The following is a 17,424-nucleotide window of genomic DNA, read 5'->3' on the forward strand; positions in this document are numbered from 1 at the left end:
TACTACACACTTGTTTTAACCAGGACTATGTTTTATACTAAGAACAAACGTTCTTATTAAGAGGAGGGGTACTCATGAAAGCACAGATACTCAAGGCTTTTAGCCAGCAGCAACTTATCGACATGATGTATATGGCCAATGATGGCAGCATCAGCAAACGCCGCGTCAAAATTTTGAAGGTCAGCGGAGATTCGTTCCAGGCCTATTGTTTTCTGCGCCGCAGGAAACGGACCTTTAAAATGGAGAATGTACTTTCATTGATGCCTGTCATCCCTAAAGAGCGCCAGATCATTTAAGCTCGCCCGCCCTTATGATACACTGGAAGAAATGGTTTTGGAGGGTGAAATGATGAGATTAACTGTTTACCTTGCCGGGGAGATCCATAGCGCCTGGCGTGAAGAAATCAAAAAAAAATCAGCCGCTTTAGATTTGCCCATCGATTTTGTCGGTCCGATGGAAATCCATGAGTGTTCTGACAACATCGGTGAAGAAATACTCGGTCCACAGCATGACGCCATTGCTAAAGACCAAGCCGCTTCCAGCTTCAATAATTTGCGCACCGGCGTCCTGATGCACAAAGCCGATTTGGTCATCGCCCTTTTCGGCGAACAGTACAAGCAATGGAATACGGCGATGGATGCCAGCACAGCTCTTGCTTCAGGAAAGCCCGTCATCATCATCCGCCCGGAGAAATTGCATCATCCATTAAAGGAATTATCCCGAAAAGCAAACGCCACAGTCGAAACCTGTGACCAAGCAATCAAAGCCTTAACTTATATCTTCGAATAAAAACAGCCACTCGCCCCTTAAAAGATACAAGGTGCGAGTGGCTGTTTTCTTTTTTATTCGTCAGACTGTAGACAAAGCCTGACCAAAATGTATAGCGGTGCCTAATCCCCAAGCGGTCCGGCCACTTCGCTTTCCGTGGGCTCAGCTTCAGCCTCCTCGTCACTGAAAAACCCATGCTCCTGAAGCGCAGGATCTGGTATAAACAGGATGAAATGCGTATTCATTCTTTAAATGACAGCAATAGTCTTTTGTCTACAAGCTCAACCAATAAAAAAAGCCCCAAAGGGCTTTTTTTATTGGTACCAGCTTCCGACTATCGGGTAATCGAATTGCTCGTTGTTTAAAGCTCTGATAATCCCCATTATCGGGATGATGATGCCCATCAGTCCGAAAACGATCAGCATTGGAATGCCGATAAGGAATATGACCAACCAGCTGGAAATAAAGAGCAAGGCGCCAATAACGAGTTGGAACAGCATCGCTTGGATTGACAGCTTCTTCACTTCTTTATCCATTGAAATCAGAAACACAATTACCGGGACAAGAAACGGAGCAAAAAACGCACTGGCGTGGACGAGTATTTTTAAACCTGTGTTTTCCATCATGTTAGCCTCCAGTCGAATCTTTCTTATACTCTATATACGGATGGCCGACTGAAAAGTTTCAGATTTTATTAGCTGTTGCGTAAAACAACTTTGCCGAATTGGCTGCCGGAAGCTAAATGGTCAAACGCTTCCTGTGCCTGGTCCAACGGAAATGATTTATCGATGACCGGCTTCGTAGTAAAAGACTCCATATGCGACAGCATCGCCCGCAATTCTTCCCGGCTTCCCATCGTCGACCCAAACAATTGATATTGTCCGTAAAAGAATTTACGAAGGTTGAAATCGACTGTGTCTTCGGTTGTCGCTCCGAAAATGACAATCCGGCCGCCTTTTTTAAGAACATCGAGTGACCGGTTGAAAGTAGCCGCTCCTACGCTGTCAATGACAAGGTCGATGGTTTCATCCGCCAATTCCTTCGGCCAGTCGCTGTCAGTTGGGATAGCCAGATCGGCTCCAATCTTTTCAGCCTGCTGACGTTTCTCTTCGCTTCTGGAAGTGACGATCACTCGAGCGCCCATATTCTTCGCGAACTGAATCAAAAATGTTGCGACACCGCTTCCTGCTCCAGGGATAAACAAGGTATCGCCTTTTTTCAGCTGGCCTTTCGTGAATAAGGCACGGTATCCGGTCAATGCCGGCAATGCCAGGCTGCCAGCCTCTTCCCAGCTCAGATAACGCGGTTTCTTTTCCAGTTGTTCGGCGGATATCGCAATTTTTTCGGCAAAAGTCCCGTGGTCAGGCATTCCCAAAATATCAAATTCTGCTGGCGGGGCGTCACTGTTTGTATGCCAACGTAAAGCAGGATTGATGATCACTTCGTCTCCATAAGCAAAGTCGATTACATCATCGCCTACCGACTCCACTATACCCGCTCCGTCAGAACCGATGATCAAAGCTTCCGGCTTATCTCCGTAACGCTTGATCAAGCCTAAATCTCTGCGGTTTATGCCGGCTGCCCGTAAGGATACGATGACCTCTCCCGGTTTCGCTCGGGGCTCTTCCATTTCTTTCACTTTCAATTCACCGGATTCTATTACAAATGCTTTCACTCTATTCACCCTTCCTGAAAATATTCACTGAATAACTCCAATTGCGTCTTGCTGATGATGTCCTGTGAGAAAAGTGGAACATGGATCAGTTGTTGTTTCGGGAAAGTTTCTGTAATCTGCTGCAGGTATTTCTTTTCGTGCTTTTTCCGTTCCAATAAAAATTCACCATCCGCCTCTTCCGGCAATATCTTATTGATGATCAAGGTCTTCACATGAAGATGATAATTATGCAGCAGGTCAAGCGCTTTTTTCGTCTCCAAAATAGGCAGGCGTTCGGGATTCAGCACAAAGATAAACCCAGTTTCCTGTTCATCGAGCAAGAGATCCCGTGCTTTCGAAAAGCGCTCCTGCCGCTCTCTCAACACATCGTAAATCGGATCTTCCCGTGGTTCGCCGTCATTCAACAGCTGCGTGTAATTTTCATTGGTTTTCCGGCGCTTTTCAAGCAGCCCTTCAATCCACACGCCCATCAACTCAGGCAGTGTCAGCAGCCGGATTGTATGTCCAGTCGGTGCAGTGTCGAACACCAGCTTATCGAAATTCTTACGCTCTTCCAGAATGATGTGGATCAGCTTATCGAATAACGCCGCTTCGTCTGCGCCTGGAGAGGCTTTAGCTGTATCCAGCTGCCGGTTCACTTCTTCCATCATGCTGGAATGGACGGTGCCTTTGATATTGGCTTTTACCGTTTTAATATAATTATCTGTTTCAATTTCCGGGTCGATTTCAAGAGCATAAAGATTCTCAGCAATCGCTTTTGTTTTGCCGCCAATTTTTTGATTGAAGATATCCCCTACATTATGGGCTGGATCAGTGGAAATCAATAAAGTCTTATAGCCATTCTTAGCTGACCTCCAGGCAATGGCCGCAGCTGATGTCGATTTTCCGACGCCGCCTTTCCCTCCGACAAAAATAATGTTTTTTGACAGTACATCCATTCTATTCCCTCATTCCTAAAAAACTAACAGCAGCGAATGCCGGTTAACGGTGATTTATCCATACCCATCCGCAGATGCCAGTCATGGAATTCTTCAATCATGTACGGATACAGTTCCAAGGTGTAATAATAAACAGGATTGGGGATCCCCAACATCTCCGAGTAGAGCATCAGGAGAAAGAGATCATCCTCATCCCGAAGTTCACGTGCAATTTCAGTGCGATGCGGCAATTCAAGGACGGCTTCGTAAAAAGCGATCAATTGCTTTAATTTATCGAACACCAACATATCAGCACCTCTTCCTTAATATAAACGGAAGGGATCACAAAATTCATGATCCCTTGGCCGCCTACCTATTTTTCCCCATCAGCGGGAAGAGTCCCCCGCTAATTGAATTTTTGATTTATTCGTCTCCTGAGAAATCAGGATCTGTTTTCTTCAGCAATGCCTGAATAGCAGTAAGGATAATCCAAAGTGTAAAGACGAAAATGATCGCGCCGAAGATGAACAATAATGTACTCGGCTGGTCTGCATACCATGCCCATTGCAGGAACACCTGCTGGAACATCGCCCAAAGCGTCATGAACATCAGGAAAATCATCGGAATGATGGTGATCATGTAATTTCGCCCAAGCTTCCGCAGCCAGATGGAAATCAGCAGTAAACTGATGCCGGCAAGCAGCTGATTGGCTGTACCGAATAACGGCCAGAGCAGGTAACCACCTGAACCAAAGCCATTTGGCCCTTCAGGAAGAAGCACCAGTGCAGCACTTGCTCCAACAGCGATTGTTGTAGCTACATGTTTTTTCTCGAGAGATGGGATCTTATACTCTACGCCCAATTCCGAAATGATGTAGCGCATCAAACGAACAGAAGTATCCAAAGTCGTGGCTGCAAATGATACGACAATAATCGAAACAATTGTTGAAGCAACTTCCGATGGAATCAGCAAGCCTTGCGCCAAATTGGTTGCCCCTTCGATAAAGGCACCTAAACCTGCTCCATTGGAAGCCTGAAAACTGCTGTAAGTTGCAAAGAATGATTCGCGGTCAGGGAATAGGGTGATAACGGCAATGATCGAAATCAAGGCCAAAACCCCTTCACCCACCGCTCCTAAATAACCGACAAAACGAGCATCGGTTTCCTTATCCAGCTGCTTTGATGAAGTACCGGAAGAAACCAGTCCGTGGAAACCGGAGATGGCACCACAGGCAATCGTAATGAATAACAATGGGAACCAGGAAATGTCGGCGTCCGGGTTGGTTGCAGGTGCCGTAATTTCAGGGTTGGTGAACAATAAGCCGAGATAGAGAATACCCAGACCAACAATCAATTGATGTGAGTTGATGAAGTCACGCGGCTGAAGCAATTTCCAGACCGGTAAAGTTGAAGCGATGTAGACATAAACCATCAATACGATGATCCAGATAAAGAAGGCCGTTGAAATTGCCCCAAGGCCGAATAATCCGGCTCCGTCTTCTCCACCCATGTATTGAACCAGGTCAATTTGCATAAAGCTCACTTGGCTGGCAACTACAGCAGTTATGTACATGACGGCCAGAGCTAAAAGTGAAGGAATCAACATTTTCTTGTTCTTCTTGTAAACAGCATAACCAATCCAAATCGCTAACGGAATTTGGATAAATACCGGGATGACGCTGGCAGGATAAGAAATAAACAGATTGGCAATTACCCAGGCAAATACCGCATTGACCATCAGAACCAGAATCAGAATAATAAACAGGAACAGAATCTTCCCGCGCTGGCCGATCAAGCGATGCGCAAGCGTTCCGACAGATTGCCCTTTGTTCCGGACCGACAAGACCAATGTCCCGAAATCATGGACACCGGCAGCAAAAACGGTACCGAGCACTACCCACAAAACTGCCGGCAGCCAACCCCAATACACAGCAATCGCCGGCCCTAAAATCGGAGCAGCTCCAGCGACGGAAGTGAAATGATGTCCCCATAGTACGAATTTATTAGTCGGGACAAAATCCACACCGTCTTTAAAACGATGTGCTGGTGTTACGTAATTCGGATCGAGCCTAAAAATCTTTTCAGCTATAAATTTGGAATAAAAGCGATATCCCAGTATAAAAATAAAAATTCCAATGGCGGCCAATGCAATTGCATTCACAATCTCAACCCCTTTTCCTTTTTTGCAAGCGTTGCAAATCGCCTGTATGTCAATCATAGAGGAGTGTCGCAATAATGTAAATGTTCCAAAAATTATTCATTTATCTCCATTATATCAGGCCGGTATAATTGACTGCTGCGCCGCTTTCCCCAGTTAGAAAGGTTCACTTTTCCGCAAGGTCAACAGCCACATCTTTCCTTCTTATTTTCCTTTGGCTATCTGTTGTTCATATAACATCAGTTTTGTGTAAATGACTTCAAGAACAGGAACTGAGACTTTCATTTCTTTTGCTTTGCCCAGCAGGTATCCTTGTAAATGTTCGGCTTCTGTCGGCTGCCTTTTTTCGATATCCCGCTGCATGGAAGACTTCATTTTTGCATCCATACTGTTGATCCGCTTCAGTTGCACGTCAACGATTCCTGACTGGATCGGCGCATCCATTTTCTCCATGATGGCTGCAAGCTCTTCCAAAAATGCCTGAATCGTGTGCTGCCCTGTTTCAAGATCCCGTATCGGTCCGATAGGCGTTTCCATCATTGAAGTGATTCCGGACATGGCCGTGATGAACAAATACTTATGCCACATCTCCTGATTGATGTTATCGCTCTTGAGAAATTCCGCTTTGGTTCCTGTAAAAGATTGTTCCAATTTCCTAATACGATCTGTCTTCCCCCCTGTCCGTTCTCCGTATACCAATTGATGGATGGGGCTTGTCTGAACGATTGTTCCGTCTTCCGCTAAAGTCGTTTCGACAAAGCATAGGCCGCCAATGACGCGTTCTTCTCCGAATGCTTCAATCAATGGCTGTAAATGTGCCATCCCATTCAATAGAGGGAGAATCATCGTTTCCGGACCGACAAACGGCTGTACGTCCTCTATCGCATTCGCAAGCTGATAGGATTTAGTGGAGATCAAAACGACATCAAACGGTGAACTCTGTTCTTCTTTGGTTATCAGCTTCGGTGATAATTGCAAATTGCCATGTTTGCTTTGAATTTTCAAACCAGTTTGCTGCAGCTTCTTTTTTCTGCCTTCCCTCACGAGAAATGTGACATCTTCCCCTTTTTCCAGTAGGCGGCCACCAAAGTAACCACCGATTGCCCCTGCACCCAAAACCAAAATCTTCATTTCCGCACCCCTCTTCTATACTTTTTCATAAAGCCAAATACCGTCCACCATTTCACGCGTGCATGCTTGTCTATGGCGTAGGTTTTCCAGATGTGCCAGTGTTTCTCCAACTGCAAACCGCATTTCATGGACAGTCAAAGGCCGCTGAAATAAATTTTCGCATGCTCCAAAAATACTCAGCGGCTTCTTGATGGTTTCAAGCGTTTCATCGAGCCGCTCATCGTGATGAGCCAAAAGTTCATCGATTCGCTGATTGGCATCGTAAAATGGTTTTCCATGAGACGGAATAACAAATTCAGCATCCAATTTCCTGACCTTTTTTAAGGAATCAATATATGAAGCTAAAGGATCGGCATTTCCATGAAACCAATACGAAATATTAGGTGTGATTTTCAGCAGGATATGATCTGCAGAAAACAATGTTTTTTGCTCTTCATTGTAAAAACAAATCATGCCGTCCGAATGTCCAGGCGTAAAAATAACCCGGTATTCGAAACGGCCAATCTGGACAAGATCCCCTTCTGCCAAATATTCTCCAATTTGCGGCAACGGTGAAACAAGCGGTTTGAATTCCTCTGTATTTTGTGTCATCTGCATCGATTGTTCTTCAGGAATTCCCGAAGTCCGGTAGTTACCGGGAATGCTTTCCAAAAAAGGATCTGCCCATGCCGCCATTCCTGCTTGCGCATCTATTTCCGTCATCCAAACTTTCGCACCCGTCTTTTCCTGTAATCCGCCCACATAGCCAAAGTGGTCAGGATGATAATGAGTCACCAATAAGTCAGTGACTTTCTTGCCATCCAGCTTGCGTTCCCACAAGGCTCTCGTATTGTCATTGTTTAATCCAGCGTCGATGACCATCCACCCTTGTTCACTTTCTGCCATAAAGCAATTGACATGATTTAACCGGAAAGGCAGCTCAATCCGAACCGCTTCCACTCCAAGCTTTTCCAGCATGGTGGCTGTTTCAGTGCCTTCATTCGACAAATGTTGGGTCACGGCTTCAGCACCAGCTTCCCGATGGTTTTTCGTCCTTGCAGTGACCGATGTGCTTTAGCTGCTTCTGCAAGCGGATAAGTTCCGCCAATCGTCAAAATCAATTCTCCGCTCTTCATATAGGCTAATAATTCTGCGAAGCTCCGCTGGAACAACTCCGGATAACGCATAATCTGAGGCAGGAAAAAACCGATGACTGACTGATTTTTACGCATTAACTGACCAGGATTGAAAGTGGCTTGTTCTCCACTGGCTGCTCCGAATATGACAAGGCGGCCAAACGGGGCCAAACATTTTATCGTTTTATTGAACACTTCGCCACCGACCATTTCAAGCGCCAGGTCCACGCCTTTTCCGTCGGTGATGGCCTTCACTTTATCGACCCAGCCTTCTTCCGTGTAGTTCACCAAATGAGTCGCACCCATCTTTTGTGCATGAAACAGTTTTTCTTCCGTACTGGCCGTTGCAATAATTTTTCCGGCGCCGAAAATCTTGGCTAATTGCACGGCAATCGCCCCGACACCTCCTGCTGCGGCATGGATCAGTACGGTTTCCCCTTTTTCAAGACGGCCCATCGTCTTCAATATATGATAAGCACTCAATCCTTGCAGCGGCAGGGCAACAGCCTGGTCAAAATCGACGCCTTCCGGAACTTCCGTCAAGACACTTTGGTCGACCGCGGCATATTCCGCGTATCCTGCTGAGCCGATCAGCGCTACGACGCGGTCGCCCACTTTAAACTTCTCCACATTTTTACCGACTTCCACAATAACACCGGCCACTTCGGAACCTGGAATATAAGGCAGATCTGTCGGGACTACATATTTCCCTTCCCGTCTTGCCGTATCCGCGTAATTGATGCCAATCGCCTTTACTTCAATGATGGCTTCTGTGGCTGCCGGTTCCGGTTTTTCAGCTTCTACGAATTGCAGGACGTCAGGCCCGCCGTATTCTTCAAATTTTATAACTTTCATCAGTGAATCCCCCTAATAGATGTATTGTTCCGCATTCAATAGATTTTTTGCAATTTGCCGTTTTACTTTGTCTATGCTGCCGCGCTGCAGCCGGCTCAATTCGTCTGTTACAGCTGCGGTATTGCGTCCCAGCTGGTTTTCAGCAGAAGCCGCCTGCATCGTTTTGCGGGCAGCCATCTCCACTTCCAACAATGTATCGCCCGTCAACGCCTGCGCCATCAGCACTTTCTGCGCGTGTTCACCTGTTTCGATGGCTTTCGACGTTCTCATCACTGCAGATTCCAAAGCATACAAAGCGATGGCGATATCCGCCAATGCCATCAATATTTCCTGCTCTTCACCCAGTCCATTGCCATATGTTTCATAGGCAACACCGGTGCAGAACAGGAAAATCCGGCGAACCGCCTGTACGGCTTCTATTTCCCGGGAAATAGGCGAGTCGTCCATAGCCGCAGGAGACTTCATTTCTTCGATTGCCGTTGCTGCCAACTGCGGTAATGGGAGCTTTCCTTTAGCCGCCTGCTTCAGCAGGTTTCCAGGAATCAGCAATCGGTTCACTTCATTTGTCCCTTCAAAAATCCGGTTGATCCGTGAATCCCGGTACATTTGCTCTACTTTGTACTCCTTGATAAAGCCGTAGCCCCCATGCAATTGAAGTGCTTCGTCCGCTACAAAGTCGAGCGTTTCCGAACCATGTACTTTGCAGACTGCGCATTCGACCGCGTATTCCATCAACTGTTTGGCGATCAGTCCTTGGTCTTCCGATTCATAAAGGCCCCCCAGTGCATCCTCTAAGTATCCGGCAGTCCGGTATTGCAGTGATTCAGAAGCATAGATGCGGAGCGCCATATCAGCTAATTTTTCCTGGGTTGCCGTAAATTCAGCAATCGTTTTGCCGAATTGGCGGCGCTCACTGGTGTATTTCAGTGCCAGCTCCAGCCCATATTTTGCCGCACCCATGCAAGCGGATCCTAAATTATAGCGACCCAAATTCAAGACATTCAACGCGATGACGTGGCCCTTCCCGATTTCACCAAGCAAGTTTTCCACCGGTACTTGGCAGTCTTCAAAAATGACCGAACGCGTCGAAGAACCTTTAATGCCCATCTTCTGTTCCTCAGGTCCAAGCGACAGGCCGGGATGACCTTTTTCTACAATAAAAGCCGTGAAGGCTGTGCCATCCACTTTTGCGTAAACGATGAACGTATCGGAAAAAGCTGCATTGGTGATGAACATCTTCGTTCCATTCAACAGGTAATGAGTACCTGCTTCATTGAGCTTGGCTGTTGTTTTCGCAGAAAGCGCATCGGATCCCGCCCCCGGTTCTGTCAGGCAGTAAGCTCCGATAAATTCGCCTGAAGCCAGCTTCGGCAAATACTTCTCTTTTTGCTCTCGCGTTCCGAAATAAGTGATCGGCAACGTCGCAATGCATGTATGGTTGGAATGTGCCACGCCATAGCCTCCAGCTGAACCAAGCGACTCCCCGACCAGCCCTTTGCTGATTTTGTCCAGGCCAAGGCCACCATATGCCTCCGGAATACTATGGCCAAGCAATCCTAAATCTCCCGCTTTTTCCATAAGCTCTTTGACCAAACCGAAATTTTGGCTTTCAATGTCTTCGTTGTTCGGCCGCACTTCCTTCTCGAGAAAGCGCTTGGCTGTTTTGGCGATTAAGCGATGTTCATCGGTAAAATCTTCCGGTATGAAAAAACACTCGGACGGTTGGTACAGAAAAGCCGCCCCTTTATATCCTGAGATTTTAGTTTCCATGGGGACTTGCCTCCTTCAGTAGATGCTTTTCAAGCAGCTGGCGGTTGGCTTCCGGTAGAACTTCGCTTTTTTGGGTTTTAAAGTTGAAATGAACCGCACTTGCTTGCCCTTTTGCAACCAGTTCCCCACTTTCAGCATCTTTGATCTCATGTACCACCTGAAAACTTGAGTTGCCGATTCTGCTGACTGCCGTTTGGACGACTAATTTTTGATTGTAATAACCTTGGCTGACAAAATCGCAGGAAGCTGAAGCAAGAATGATTTTCCAGTTATTGATGTCGCGCCCAAAGCCCAAATCTGCGAAAAATTCTGTCCTTGCTTCTTCCAGATAAATAAAATAGCTGATATTGCTGATATGACCCAATGCGTCTGTTTCACTAAAACGCACTTTTACTGGGATTTCATGTACCATTACCCTTTCCTCCTCTGCCCATTAAACGATGCCGTTCAAAATCAAATCGCTGTATACGGCTGCCAGCCGATCAGCTGAAATTCCTCCAGTTGGATTAAACCATTGGTAACTCCAGTTAGTGACGCCTAAAATAGCGAAAGTGATGATATCCGGTTCCAGTCCTTGCCGAAATTCGTTTTGAGCCATCCCATCGCTTATGATTCCCTCCAAGTTTTTCCGGAATTTTTCACGCTTCCCCTTAACTTCCAATGCGTTGTCTTCGCAAAGATGACGCATTTCCCTGAAGAACACTTTGCCGCTCGGACCGTGATTCGCGATATCGGTAATCAATAACGCGATGAGTTGCGTAACTTTTTCACGATTGCTGAGTTGCTTTTGCCTGATCTTTTCCTGACGTTCCAGCAAATCATCGATATACCCCAAATGTATATCCATCAGCAGCTGTTCCTTACTGGTGAAGTAATAGTAGAAAGTCCCTTTCGTTACACCTATGGCTTCGACAATATCCTGTATGGATGTTTCACTGAAACCTTTTTCCTCAAACAGGAGAATGCTTTTCTGTTTGATGTTCTCTTTCATGGTCATTCCCCGCCATTCGTTTTCCCATAATCTACAGAGCGTGCATGCCGCCATCAACGACAACGACATCCCCAGTTATATAATCAGAAGCTTTCGAAGCCAGGAACAAAGCCGTCCCTTTCAAATCCTCTTCTGTGCCAAAGCGGTTCAAAGGTGTTTGGGCAAGCAAGCCTTCCTGCCCTTGTTCCATTACAACTTTCGACATTTTGGTCGGAAAGAACCCCGGGGCAATGGCATTGACGTTAATATTATGCTGCCCCCATTTGGCTGCCAGATCTTTCGTAAAAGTGATGACCGCACCTTTGCTGGTGTTGTAGCCGATGGTGTCCATCAACGTCGGGTCAATTCCCCCAAGTCCGGCAACCGAAGAAATATTGATGATTTTCCCACTCTTTTGTTCGATCATCGCTTTTCCTACTTCGCGGCTCATCAGGAATGTTCCCGTTACATTGACGTCCATGACCTTTTTCCATGCATCTAGCGGCATATCGACAACTGGCGCTCCCCATGTGGCACCGGAATTATTGACCAGAATATCGATAGAGCCGAATTTTTCAAGCGTTTTTTGAACGACCATCTCTACATCATCGGGATTGGTGACATCGCAAGCCAGTGCCAGTGTTCCGACACCCATCCCCTCCAACTTAGCGGCTGTTTCCTGGCAAGCTTCCACCTTCCGCGAACATAAGACGACGTTTGCCCCCGCCTCTGCAAAAGCTTCCGCCATCATGGCCCCGAGACCACGGCCTCCACCAGTTATAATTGCTGTCTTGCCATCCAGTTTGAATAAGTCCATTACGTTCATCTTCCATCCCCCTGACTGATGATAGTCGCTCCATACTAACTAGTTAGTATGTTCAGAATACTTAAATTTATGGTACCGTTTTCAAACATGGAATGCAAGGAACGTTTAATATAATAGAAACAGGCGGACCCATTCCCTTACGCAATCGATCAGCCTGCCTGTTTTTTTTCAACATCGCTATCCTTCTGTCGGCTTTAATACTTGACGGCCATCTGCGCAATCAGTTTTTCAAGAACAGAGGAATCTGATGCAGATCGACATTTCCTCCTGATAGGACGACTGCCACTTTGTCAGTTGCTTTGCCGGCTTTACCTGCCATCACGGCGGCTAAGGCTGTTGCACCAGAAGGCTCCACCAGTTGCTTTGTACGTTCCAGTAAAAATTGGAACGCCTCCTTTATTTCCTCTTCGGAAACCAAGACCAGCTCATCCAACTTGTCTTTCAAAATGGGAAAGGTCAAATCACCCGGTTGCGAAGTGCGCAAACCGTCCGCGATGGTCGAAGTACCGGAAATGGAAATGATTTCGCCCTTTTGAAGTGACTGAAAGGTATCATCGGCAGTCTCCGGTTCAACTCCGATAACTTGGACTTCCGGCTTACTCCTTTTCACCGCTGAAAGAATCCCCCCAATCAAGCCGCCGCCTCCAACCGGTACGACAATGACAGCCACATCCTCCAGCTGCTCCAAAATCTCCAACCCAATCGTTCCCTGTCCAGCGATGACAGCGGGATGATCGTAAGGGGGAATATAAACACCTCCATTGTCTTCAGCTAATTGCTTCGCTCTCGGTATTCGATCAGCTGATGTCAGTCCGCAATATTCCACTTCAGCCTGGTAGGCTTTAATCGCTTCCACTTTTGCTCGATTGGCATCCTCAGGAACGACAATCACCGCCGGAACACCCAACTGCTCGGCGATATAAGCGACGGCTTGGCCATGATTGCCGGATGACGCCGCCGTAATAGAGCGCGCACCATTTGCAACTGCCTGCTTCACAGCATTTGTAGCTCCCCGTATTTTGAAAGAACCTGTCTTCTGCAGATGCTCCGCTTTTAAAAAGATTTGCATTCCACAGCGTTCATTGAGAAGTGAAGAAGTTAAAATCGGTGTCCGATGGATCGTACCGCGAATTTCCTGCTGTGCTTTTTTTACGTCCTCCAAGCTGACCATTTGATGCACTCCTTTGCCTTGCTGATTGAAGTCCCCTTGTGTGCCCCGTATCTTAATATATTCCCTTATAAAGGATTTAATATTCCGTTTTAATACCTTCTTTGCTAAAACGCTGTTTTCATTTACAGCTCCTTGCCAGCATCACTTCATTTTGCTTTCTTCAATAAATGGAATACTTGAATCGGCTATTCAATCCATTAGCTATACGGTAGACTTAGATTGCAAATCCTTAAAAAGGAGTGGATAGATTGTTGAAACGATTAGTTGTTACTGGCTATAAACAACATGAACTCGGTATATTCGATGAAAAGAGTCCGGGTATCCGTTTTATTAAAAAAGCTTTGGAAAACCGCTTTCGCGCTTTGGTGGATGAAGGGTTGGAATGGGTGATTGTAAGCGGGCAACTCGGTGTTGAAACGTGGGCAGCAGAAGTGGTTTTAGAGATGAAGGAAGAATTTCCTGAATTGAAATATGCCGTGCTTACACCGTTTCTGGAACAGGAAAAAAGATGGAACGAAAAAAAACAGGAACATTACCGAATGATCCTCGATAAAGCTGATTTCCACCGCAGCCTAACCAGTAAACCTTATGAGGCACCATGGCAGTTTATCGAAAAAAACAAATTCTTCTTGCGCAACTCCGACGGCATCCTGATCATCTATGACGAAGAAACCGACGGCTCGCCTAAATTCATCAAAAAAGAAGCAGAGCGTTATGCAGAGACGTCTGACTACCAAGTATTGACCATAACCGGCGACGATCTGCGTGTTGTGACAGAAGAAGAACAACTGAAGGAATGGGACAATTAATAGCCCACATACCCCTTTCTCCGGTTGACTATACAGAAGCTTTTAGGTAACCTTAACAACTATGTTAAAAAAATTACTTCAGGAGGAATTATGAATAAAGCTTCGAAAGTCTTTTACATCACATTTGCACTGGTTATCTTAACTGTAGCTTTTGGCGTTATCGCGCCTGAAACCTTTGAATCTGCCACTGGAAACATCCGAAACTATATCAATACAGCATTCGGCTGGTACTATTTAATGATTATGGCCATCTTGCTGATTCTTGTCGCCATCATCATGGTCAGTCCCTACGGTAAAATCCGTTTGGGCAAAGACTCGGATCGTCCGGAATTCTCGACATTCAGCTGGATATCCATGCTGTTTTCAGCAGGAATGGGGATTGGACTCGTATTTTATGGCGCCTCAGAACCTCTATCCCATTTCGCCATTCAGTCAGCAACAGCAGAACTTGGATCCGACGAAGCGTTCAAGGAAGCCTTGCAACGCTCCTATTACCACTGGGGCATCCATATCTGGACAATGTATGGAATGGTTGCTCTATCATTAGCCTTTTTCCAGTTCAGAAAAGGCGAACCTGCATTAATTTCATCAACACTGAAGCCGATTTTCGGCGACAAGATGAACGGTCCTTTAGGAACACTTGTTGACGTACTCGCAGTTTTTGCTACGGTTTTTGGTGTAGCAACTTCACTCGGCTTTGGTGCTGCTTCAATTAATGGAGGCATTTCCTATTTGTTCGGTGCACCTCAGGAATACTGGGTGCAGATGCTGATTATCGGCGCCGTGACCATCCTGTTCATCATTTCCGCATGGTCCGGACTAAACAAGGGCATCAAATACCTGTCCAATATCAATATGATTTTGGCAGTCGTTTTGCTGGTACTGGTTCTGATATTGGGTCCAACTCTATTGATTTTGAATATGTTCACCGAAACCTTTGGTGCGTATGTCCAGAATTTAATCAGTTTAAGCTTCGAATCTGCTCCACTGGATGCAGAAAACCGCAGTTGGCTTGATGGCTGGACCATCTTCTATTGGGCTTGGTGGATTTCATGGGCACCATTTGTCAGTATGTTCATCGCCCGCATTTCAAAGGGCCGCACCATCCGTGAGTTCTTGGTCGGCGTTGTCCTTGTTCCAAGCGCCTTTGCTGGAATCTGGTACGCGGCTTTCGGCTCGACGGCAATCAACTTCCAAAAAAACGGCATTGATTTAACCGCTTTTCCTACTGAACAAATATTGTTCGCAATGTTCAGCGAGATGCCTCTTGGCTTCGTCATGTCGATCATAGCTATTCTGCTCGTGACGACTTTCTTCATCACATCTGCTGACTCAGCTACTTTTGTGTTAGGGATGCAGTCAACGCACGGTTCATTGGTACCGAGCAATCAAATTAAGATTCTTTGGGGAATTGCCCAGTCGATGGTGGCGGCTATCCTGCTATCTGTCGGCGGCTTAGCGGCGGTGCAGAACACCATCATCATTGCGGCATTGCCTTTCTCTTTCGTGATGATCTTGATGGTAATAGCGTTGTTCAAAGCGCTGAATCTGGAATTGCAATTGATGAAACATAAAAAATAACACCAGCCGTCTTCGGGAGATTCCTGAAGACGGTTTTTCTTATTGATTAAATAGAAATAGAGCGGGTATAGGTTAATTAGACAATATACATTGGAGGTGTTCCGGATATGCAGAAAGAAACCAAAAAAATCATCCAGGAATCATTGGATGCATTGCTTGAAAATGATGCGTTCCTACCTGGCTTGACTGATCGGAAACAGGCTTTTGCTTCACTGAGCGCCATTCTTTCCACCCCTGATAAAATACATAAAGCCTTCCTAAGGGTGCCTTTGGATGACGGAAGTGTGGTGCGGATTCCTGCCTTCCGTGCGCAGCACAACGATGCAATGGGTCCTTATAAAGGCGGTATCCGTTTTCACGAAAGCGTCAACGAAGAAGAAGTCATCAACCTCGCATTTCTGATGACTTTGAAAAACGCTCTTCACAAAGTGCCATTTGGCGGCGGCAAAGGCGGCATTGTCCTTAATCCGCGCGAATACTCGGAGAAAGAATTGAATCTTATTTCCAGAAAGTATGTCCGCTATTTCGCTGATGTCATCGGTCCTGACAAAGATATTCCTGCACCGGACATGGGGTCAGGCGAACGGGAGATGGACTGGATGATGGCAGAATACAAGAAAGTCCATCATGGTACACCTTACCTCGGCAGCTTCACCGGGAAAAGTGTCGTCAACGGCGGTTCTCTCGGAAGACGGGAAGCGACTGGGAAAGGCGTCTACTTTACGTTCCGTTACCTGCTCCACGATTATGTGAAAGCAAACCATCAGCTGCTGTCCAACAGCAATAACCCTTTTGCCAAAACGACATTGGAATTATACGACCGTCCCTTGAAGATGGCCGTTCAAGGCTTCGGAAACGTGGGCGCTGTTGCAGCTCTCGAAGCTTATAAATGTCCTCTAATCGACCATAAAATCGTCGCCGTCAGCGACCGCAACATCACACTCTATAACGAAGATGGACTGGACATCCCCGCATTGATCGAATTTACCAAAACCAATCGCGGAGATTTGCCATCGACTGAAGAGCAACTGCAGAGCGCCAGCATCAAAGCAGAAATAAAAGAACGGGATGTTCTCGTCACGTTACCTGTTGATGTACTGCTCCTGGCAGCACTGGAAAATCAGATTCGTGAAGACAATATGAAAGATGTCCAGGCGCGGATCATCATTGAAGGAGCAAACGCCCCGACAACCGCTGAAGCCGATGAATACCTGAATGAACAAGGCGTCGTCGTCATCCCTGACATTCTGGCAAATGCCGGCGGGGTCATCGTCTCTTATTTCGAATGGCTGCAAGGCCGTGAAACCCAGTTCTATACAGAAGCAGAAGTTTACCGGTTATTGATCGAAAAAATGCAAGAAACCATGGACATGATGCTTCCGCAATATTACGGAGATCCGTATGCTCTGCGCCAAAACTGCTTTATCCATGCCGTTACGCGGCTGTCGACCGTGATTTATCGACAAGGGAAACTCTACTGAGATACAGAAAACGCACAGCCCATTAAGTTGGGCTGTGCGTTGAGCTTGTAGACACAAGAATATTGATGTCATTTAAAGCATGAATACACATTTCATCCTGTTTATACCGGAACCTGCGCTTCAGGCGGACGCTTTCCGCGGGCTCGCGCCGAACTAACTCGGACTGGCGCCCGAGTGGATTTCGGCACTTCGCTGCTC

At 46.5% G+C, this 17,424-nt stretch carries 18 protein-coding genes; 5 read left to right on the forward strand and 13 right to left on the reverse strand.

The genetic code is table 11. The features are described 5' to 3' along the window. Positions 1-74 precede the first annotated feature (74 nt). Together K8U60_RS09045 and K8U60_RS09050 are read left to right on the forward strand one after the other, a co-directional pair. On the forward strand, positions 75-296 hold the full coding sequence (locus K8U60_RS09045) for a transcriptional regulator (RefSeq protein ID WP_223637303.1): 222 nt from the start codon (positions 75-77) through the stop codon (positions 294-296). A gap of 52 nt (positions 297-348) precedes the next feature. Next, positions 349-789 carry a YtoQ family protein gene (locus K8U60_RS09050; RefSeq protein ID WP_223637700.1) on the forward strand — a complete coding sequence of 147 codons (441 nt, stop codon included), beginning with the start codon at positions 349-351 and terminating at the stop codon, positions 787-789. A 293-nt stretch (positions 790-1,082) separates the two neighbouring features. On the opposite strand, the gene K8U60_RS09055 is transcribed toward K8U60_RS09050, so the two are convergent. From K8U60_RS09055 to K8U60_RS09115, 13 genes are all read right to left on the reverse strand, one after another. Further along, positions 1,083-1,391 (reverse strand): DUF4870 domain-containing protein, encoded by a 309-nt coding sequence (locus K8U60_RS09055; RefSeq protein WP_223637704.1) that lies wholly within the window; start codon positions 1,389-1,391, stop codon positions 1,083-1,085. A gap of 71 nt (positions 1,392-1,462) precedes the next feature. After that, a complete protein-coding gene (locus K8U60_RS09060) occupies positions 1,463-2,443 on the reverse strand; it encodes a zinc-binding dehydrogenase (RefSeq protein ID WP_223637306.1) in 981 nt (326 codons plus the stop codon). Positions 2,444-2,448: 5 nt separating this feature from the next. Next, entirely contained in the window at positions 2,449-3,381 is a 933-nt protein-coding gene (locus tag K8U60_RS09065) for an ArsA family ATPase (protein ID WP_223637309.1), read from the reverse strand. A gap of 23 nt (positions 3,382-3,404) precedes the next feature. After that, entirely contained in the window at positions 3,405-3,668 is a 264-nt protein-coding gene (locus K8U60_RS09070) for a cory-CC-star protein (protein ID WP_006829350.1), read from the reverse strand. Positions 3,669-3,783: 115 nt separating this feature from the next. Then, positions 3,784-5,520 (reverse strand): carbon starvation CstA family protein, encoded by a 1,737-nt coding sequence (locus K8U60_RS09075; protein WP_223637311.1) that lies wholly within the window; start codon positions 5,518-5,520, stop codon positions 3,784-3,786. Positions 5,521-5,721: 201 nt separating this feature from the next. Then, the gene (locus tag K8U60_RS09080) at positions 5,722-6,648 is read right to left on the reverse strand and encodes a ketopantoate reductase family protein (protein ID WP_223637314.1); all 927 of its coding nucleotides are present in this window, start codon (positions 6,646-6,648) and stop codon (positions 5,722-5,724) included. Positions 6,649-6,663: 15 nt separating this feature from the next. Continuing rightward, positions 6,664-7,647 carry an MBL fold metallo-hydrolase gene (locus K8U60_RS09085; RefSeq protein ID WP_223637317.1) on the reverse strand — a complete coding sequence of 328 codons (984 nt, stop codon included), beginning with the start codon at positions 7,645-7,647 and terminating at the stop codon, positions 6,664-6,666. After that, a complete protein-coding gene (locus K8U60_RS09090; RefSeq protein ID WP_223637320.1) occupies positions 7,644-8,618 on the reverse strand; it encodes a quinone oxidoreductase family protein in 975 nt (324 codons plus the stop codon). Before K8U60_RS09090 ends, K8U60_RS09085 begins: the two co-directional genes overlap by 4 nt. A 12-nt stretch (positions 8,619-8,630) precedes the next feature. Then, positions 8,631-10,388 carry an acyl-CoA dehydrogenase family protein gene (locus K8U60_RS09095; protein ID WP_223637325.1) on the reverse strand — a complete coding sequence of 586 codons (1,758 nt, stop codon included), beginning with the start codon at positions 10,386-10,388 and terminating at the stop codon, positions 8,631-8,633. Then, on the reverse strand, positions 10,378-10,800 hold the full coding sequence (locus tag K8U60_RS09100; protein WP_223637328.1) for an acyl-CoA thioesterase: 423 nt from the start codon (positions 10,798-10,800) through the stop codon (positions 10,378-10,380). Before K8U60_RS09100 ends, K8U60_RS09095 begins: the two co-directional genes overlap by 11 nt. A 21-nt stretch (positions 10,801-10,821) precedes the next feature. Continuing rightward, positions 10,822-11,379: a TetR/AcrR family transcriptional regulator gene (locus K8U60_RS09105; RefSeq protein ID WP_223637332.1), complete on the reverse strand. Its 558-nt coding sequence runs from the start codon at positions 11,377-11,379 to the stop codon at positions 10,822-10,824. 31 nt (positions 11,380-11,410) lie between these two features. Further along, positions 11,411-12,184, reverse strand: coding sequence for an SDR family oxidoreductase (locus tag K8U60_RS09110; protein WP_223637335.1), 774 nt, complete (start codon positions 12,182-12,184; stop codon positions 11,411-11,413). A gap of 220 nt (positions 12,185-12,404) precedes the next feature. After that, positions 12,405-13,355, reverse strand: a complete 951-nt coding sequence (locus K8U60_RS09115) for a threonine ammonia-lyase (RefSeq protein WP_223637338.1) — start codon at positions 13,353-13,355, stop codon at positions 12,405-12,407. Positions 13,356-13,603: 248 nt separating this feature from the next. On the opposite strand from K8U60_RS09115, the gene K8U60_RS09120 reads away from it, so the two are divergent. From K8U60_RS09120 to K8U60_RS09130, 3 genes are all read left to right on the forward strand, one after another. After that, positions 13,604-14,164: an SLOG family protein gene (locus K8U60_RS09120; protein ID WP_223637340.1), complete on the forward strand. Its 561-nt coding sequence runs from the start codon at positions 13,604-13,606 to the stop codon at positions 14,162-14,164. A gap of 90 nt (positions 14,165-14,254) precedes the next feature. Next, entirely contained in the window at positions 14,255-15,745 is a 1,491-nt protein-coding gene (locus tag K8U60_RS09125) for a glycine betaine uptake BCCT transporter (protein WP_223637343.1), read from the forward strand. A 107-nt stretch (positions 15,746-15,852) separates the two neighbouring features. Beyond that, a complete protein-coding gene (locus K8U60_RS09130) occupies positions 15,853-17,226 on the forward strand; it encodes a Glu/Leu/Phe/Val family dehydrogenase (protein WP_223637345.1) in 1,374 nt (457 codons plus the stop codon). Positions 17,227-17,424: the final 198 nt, after the last annotated feature.

It is taken from the genome of Planococcus circulans, assembly GCF_020023385.1.
Lineage (GTDB): Bacteria > Bacillota > Bacilli > Bacillales_A > Planococcaceae > Planococcus.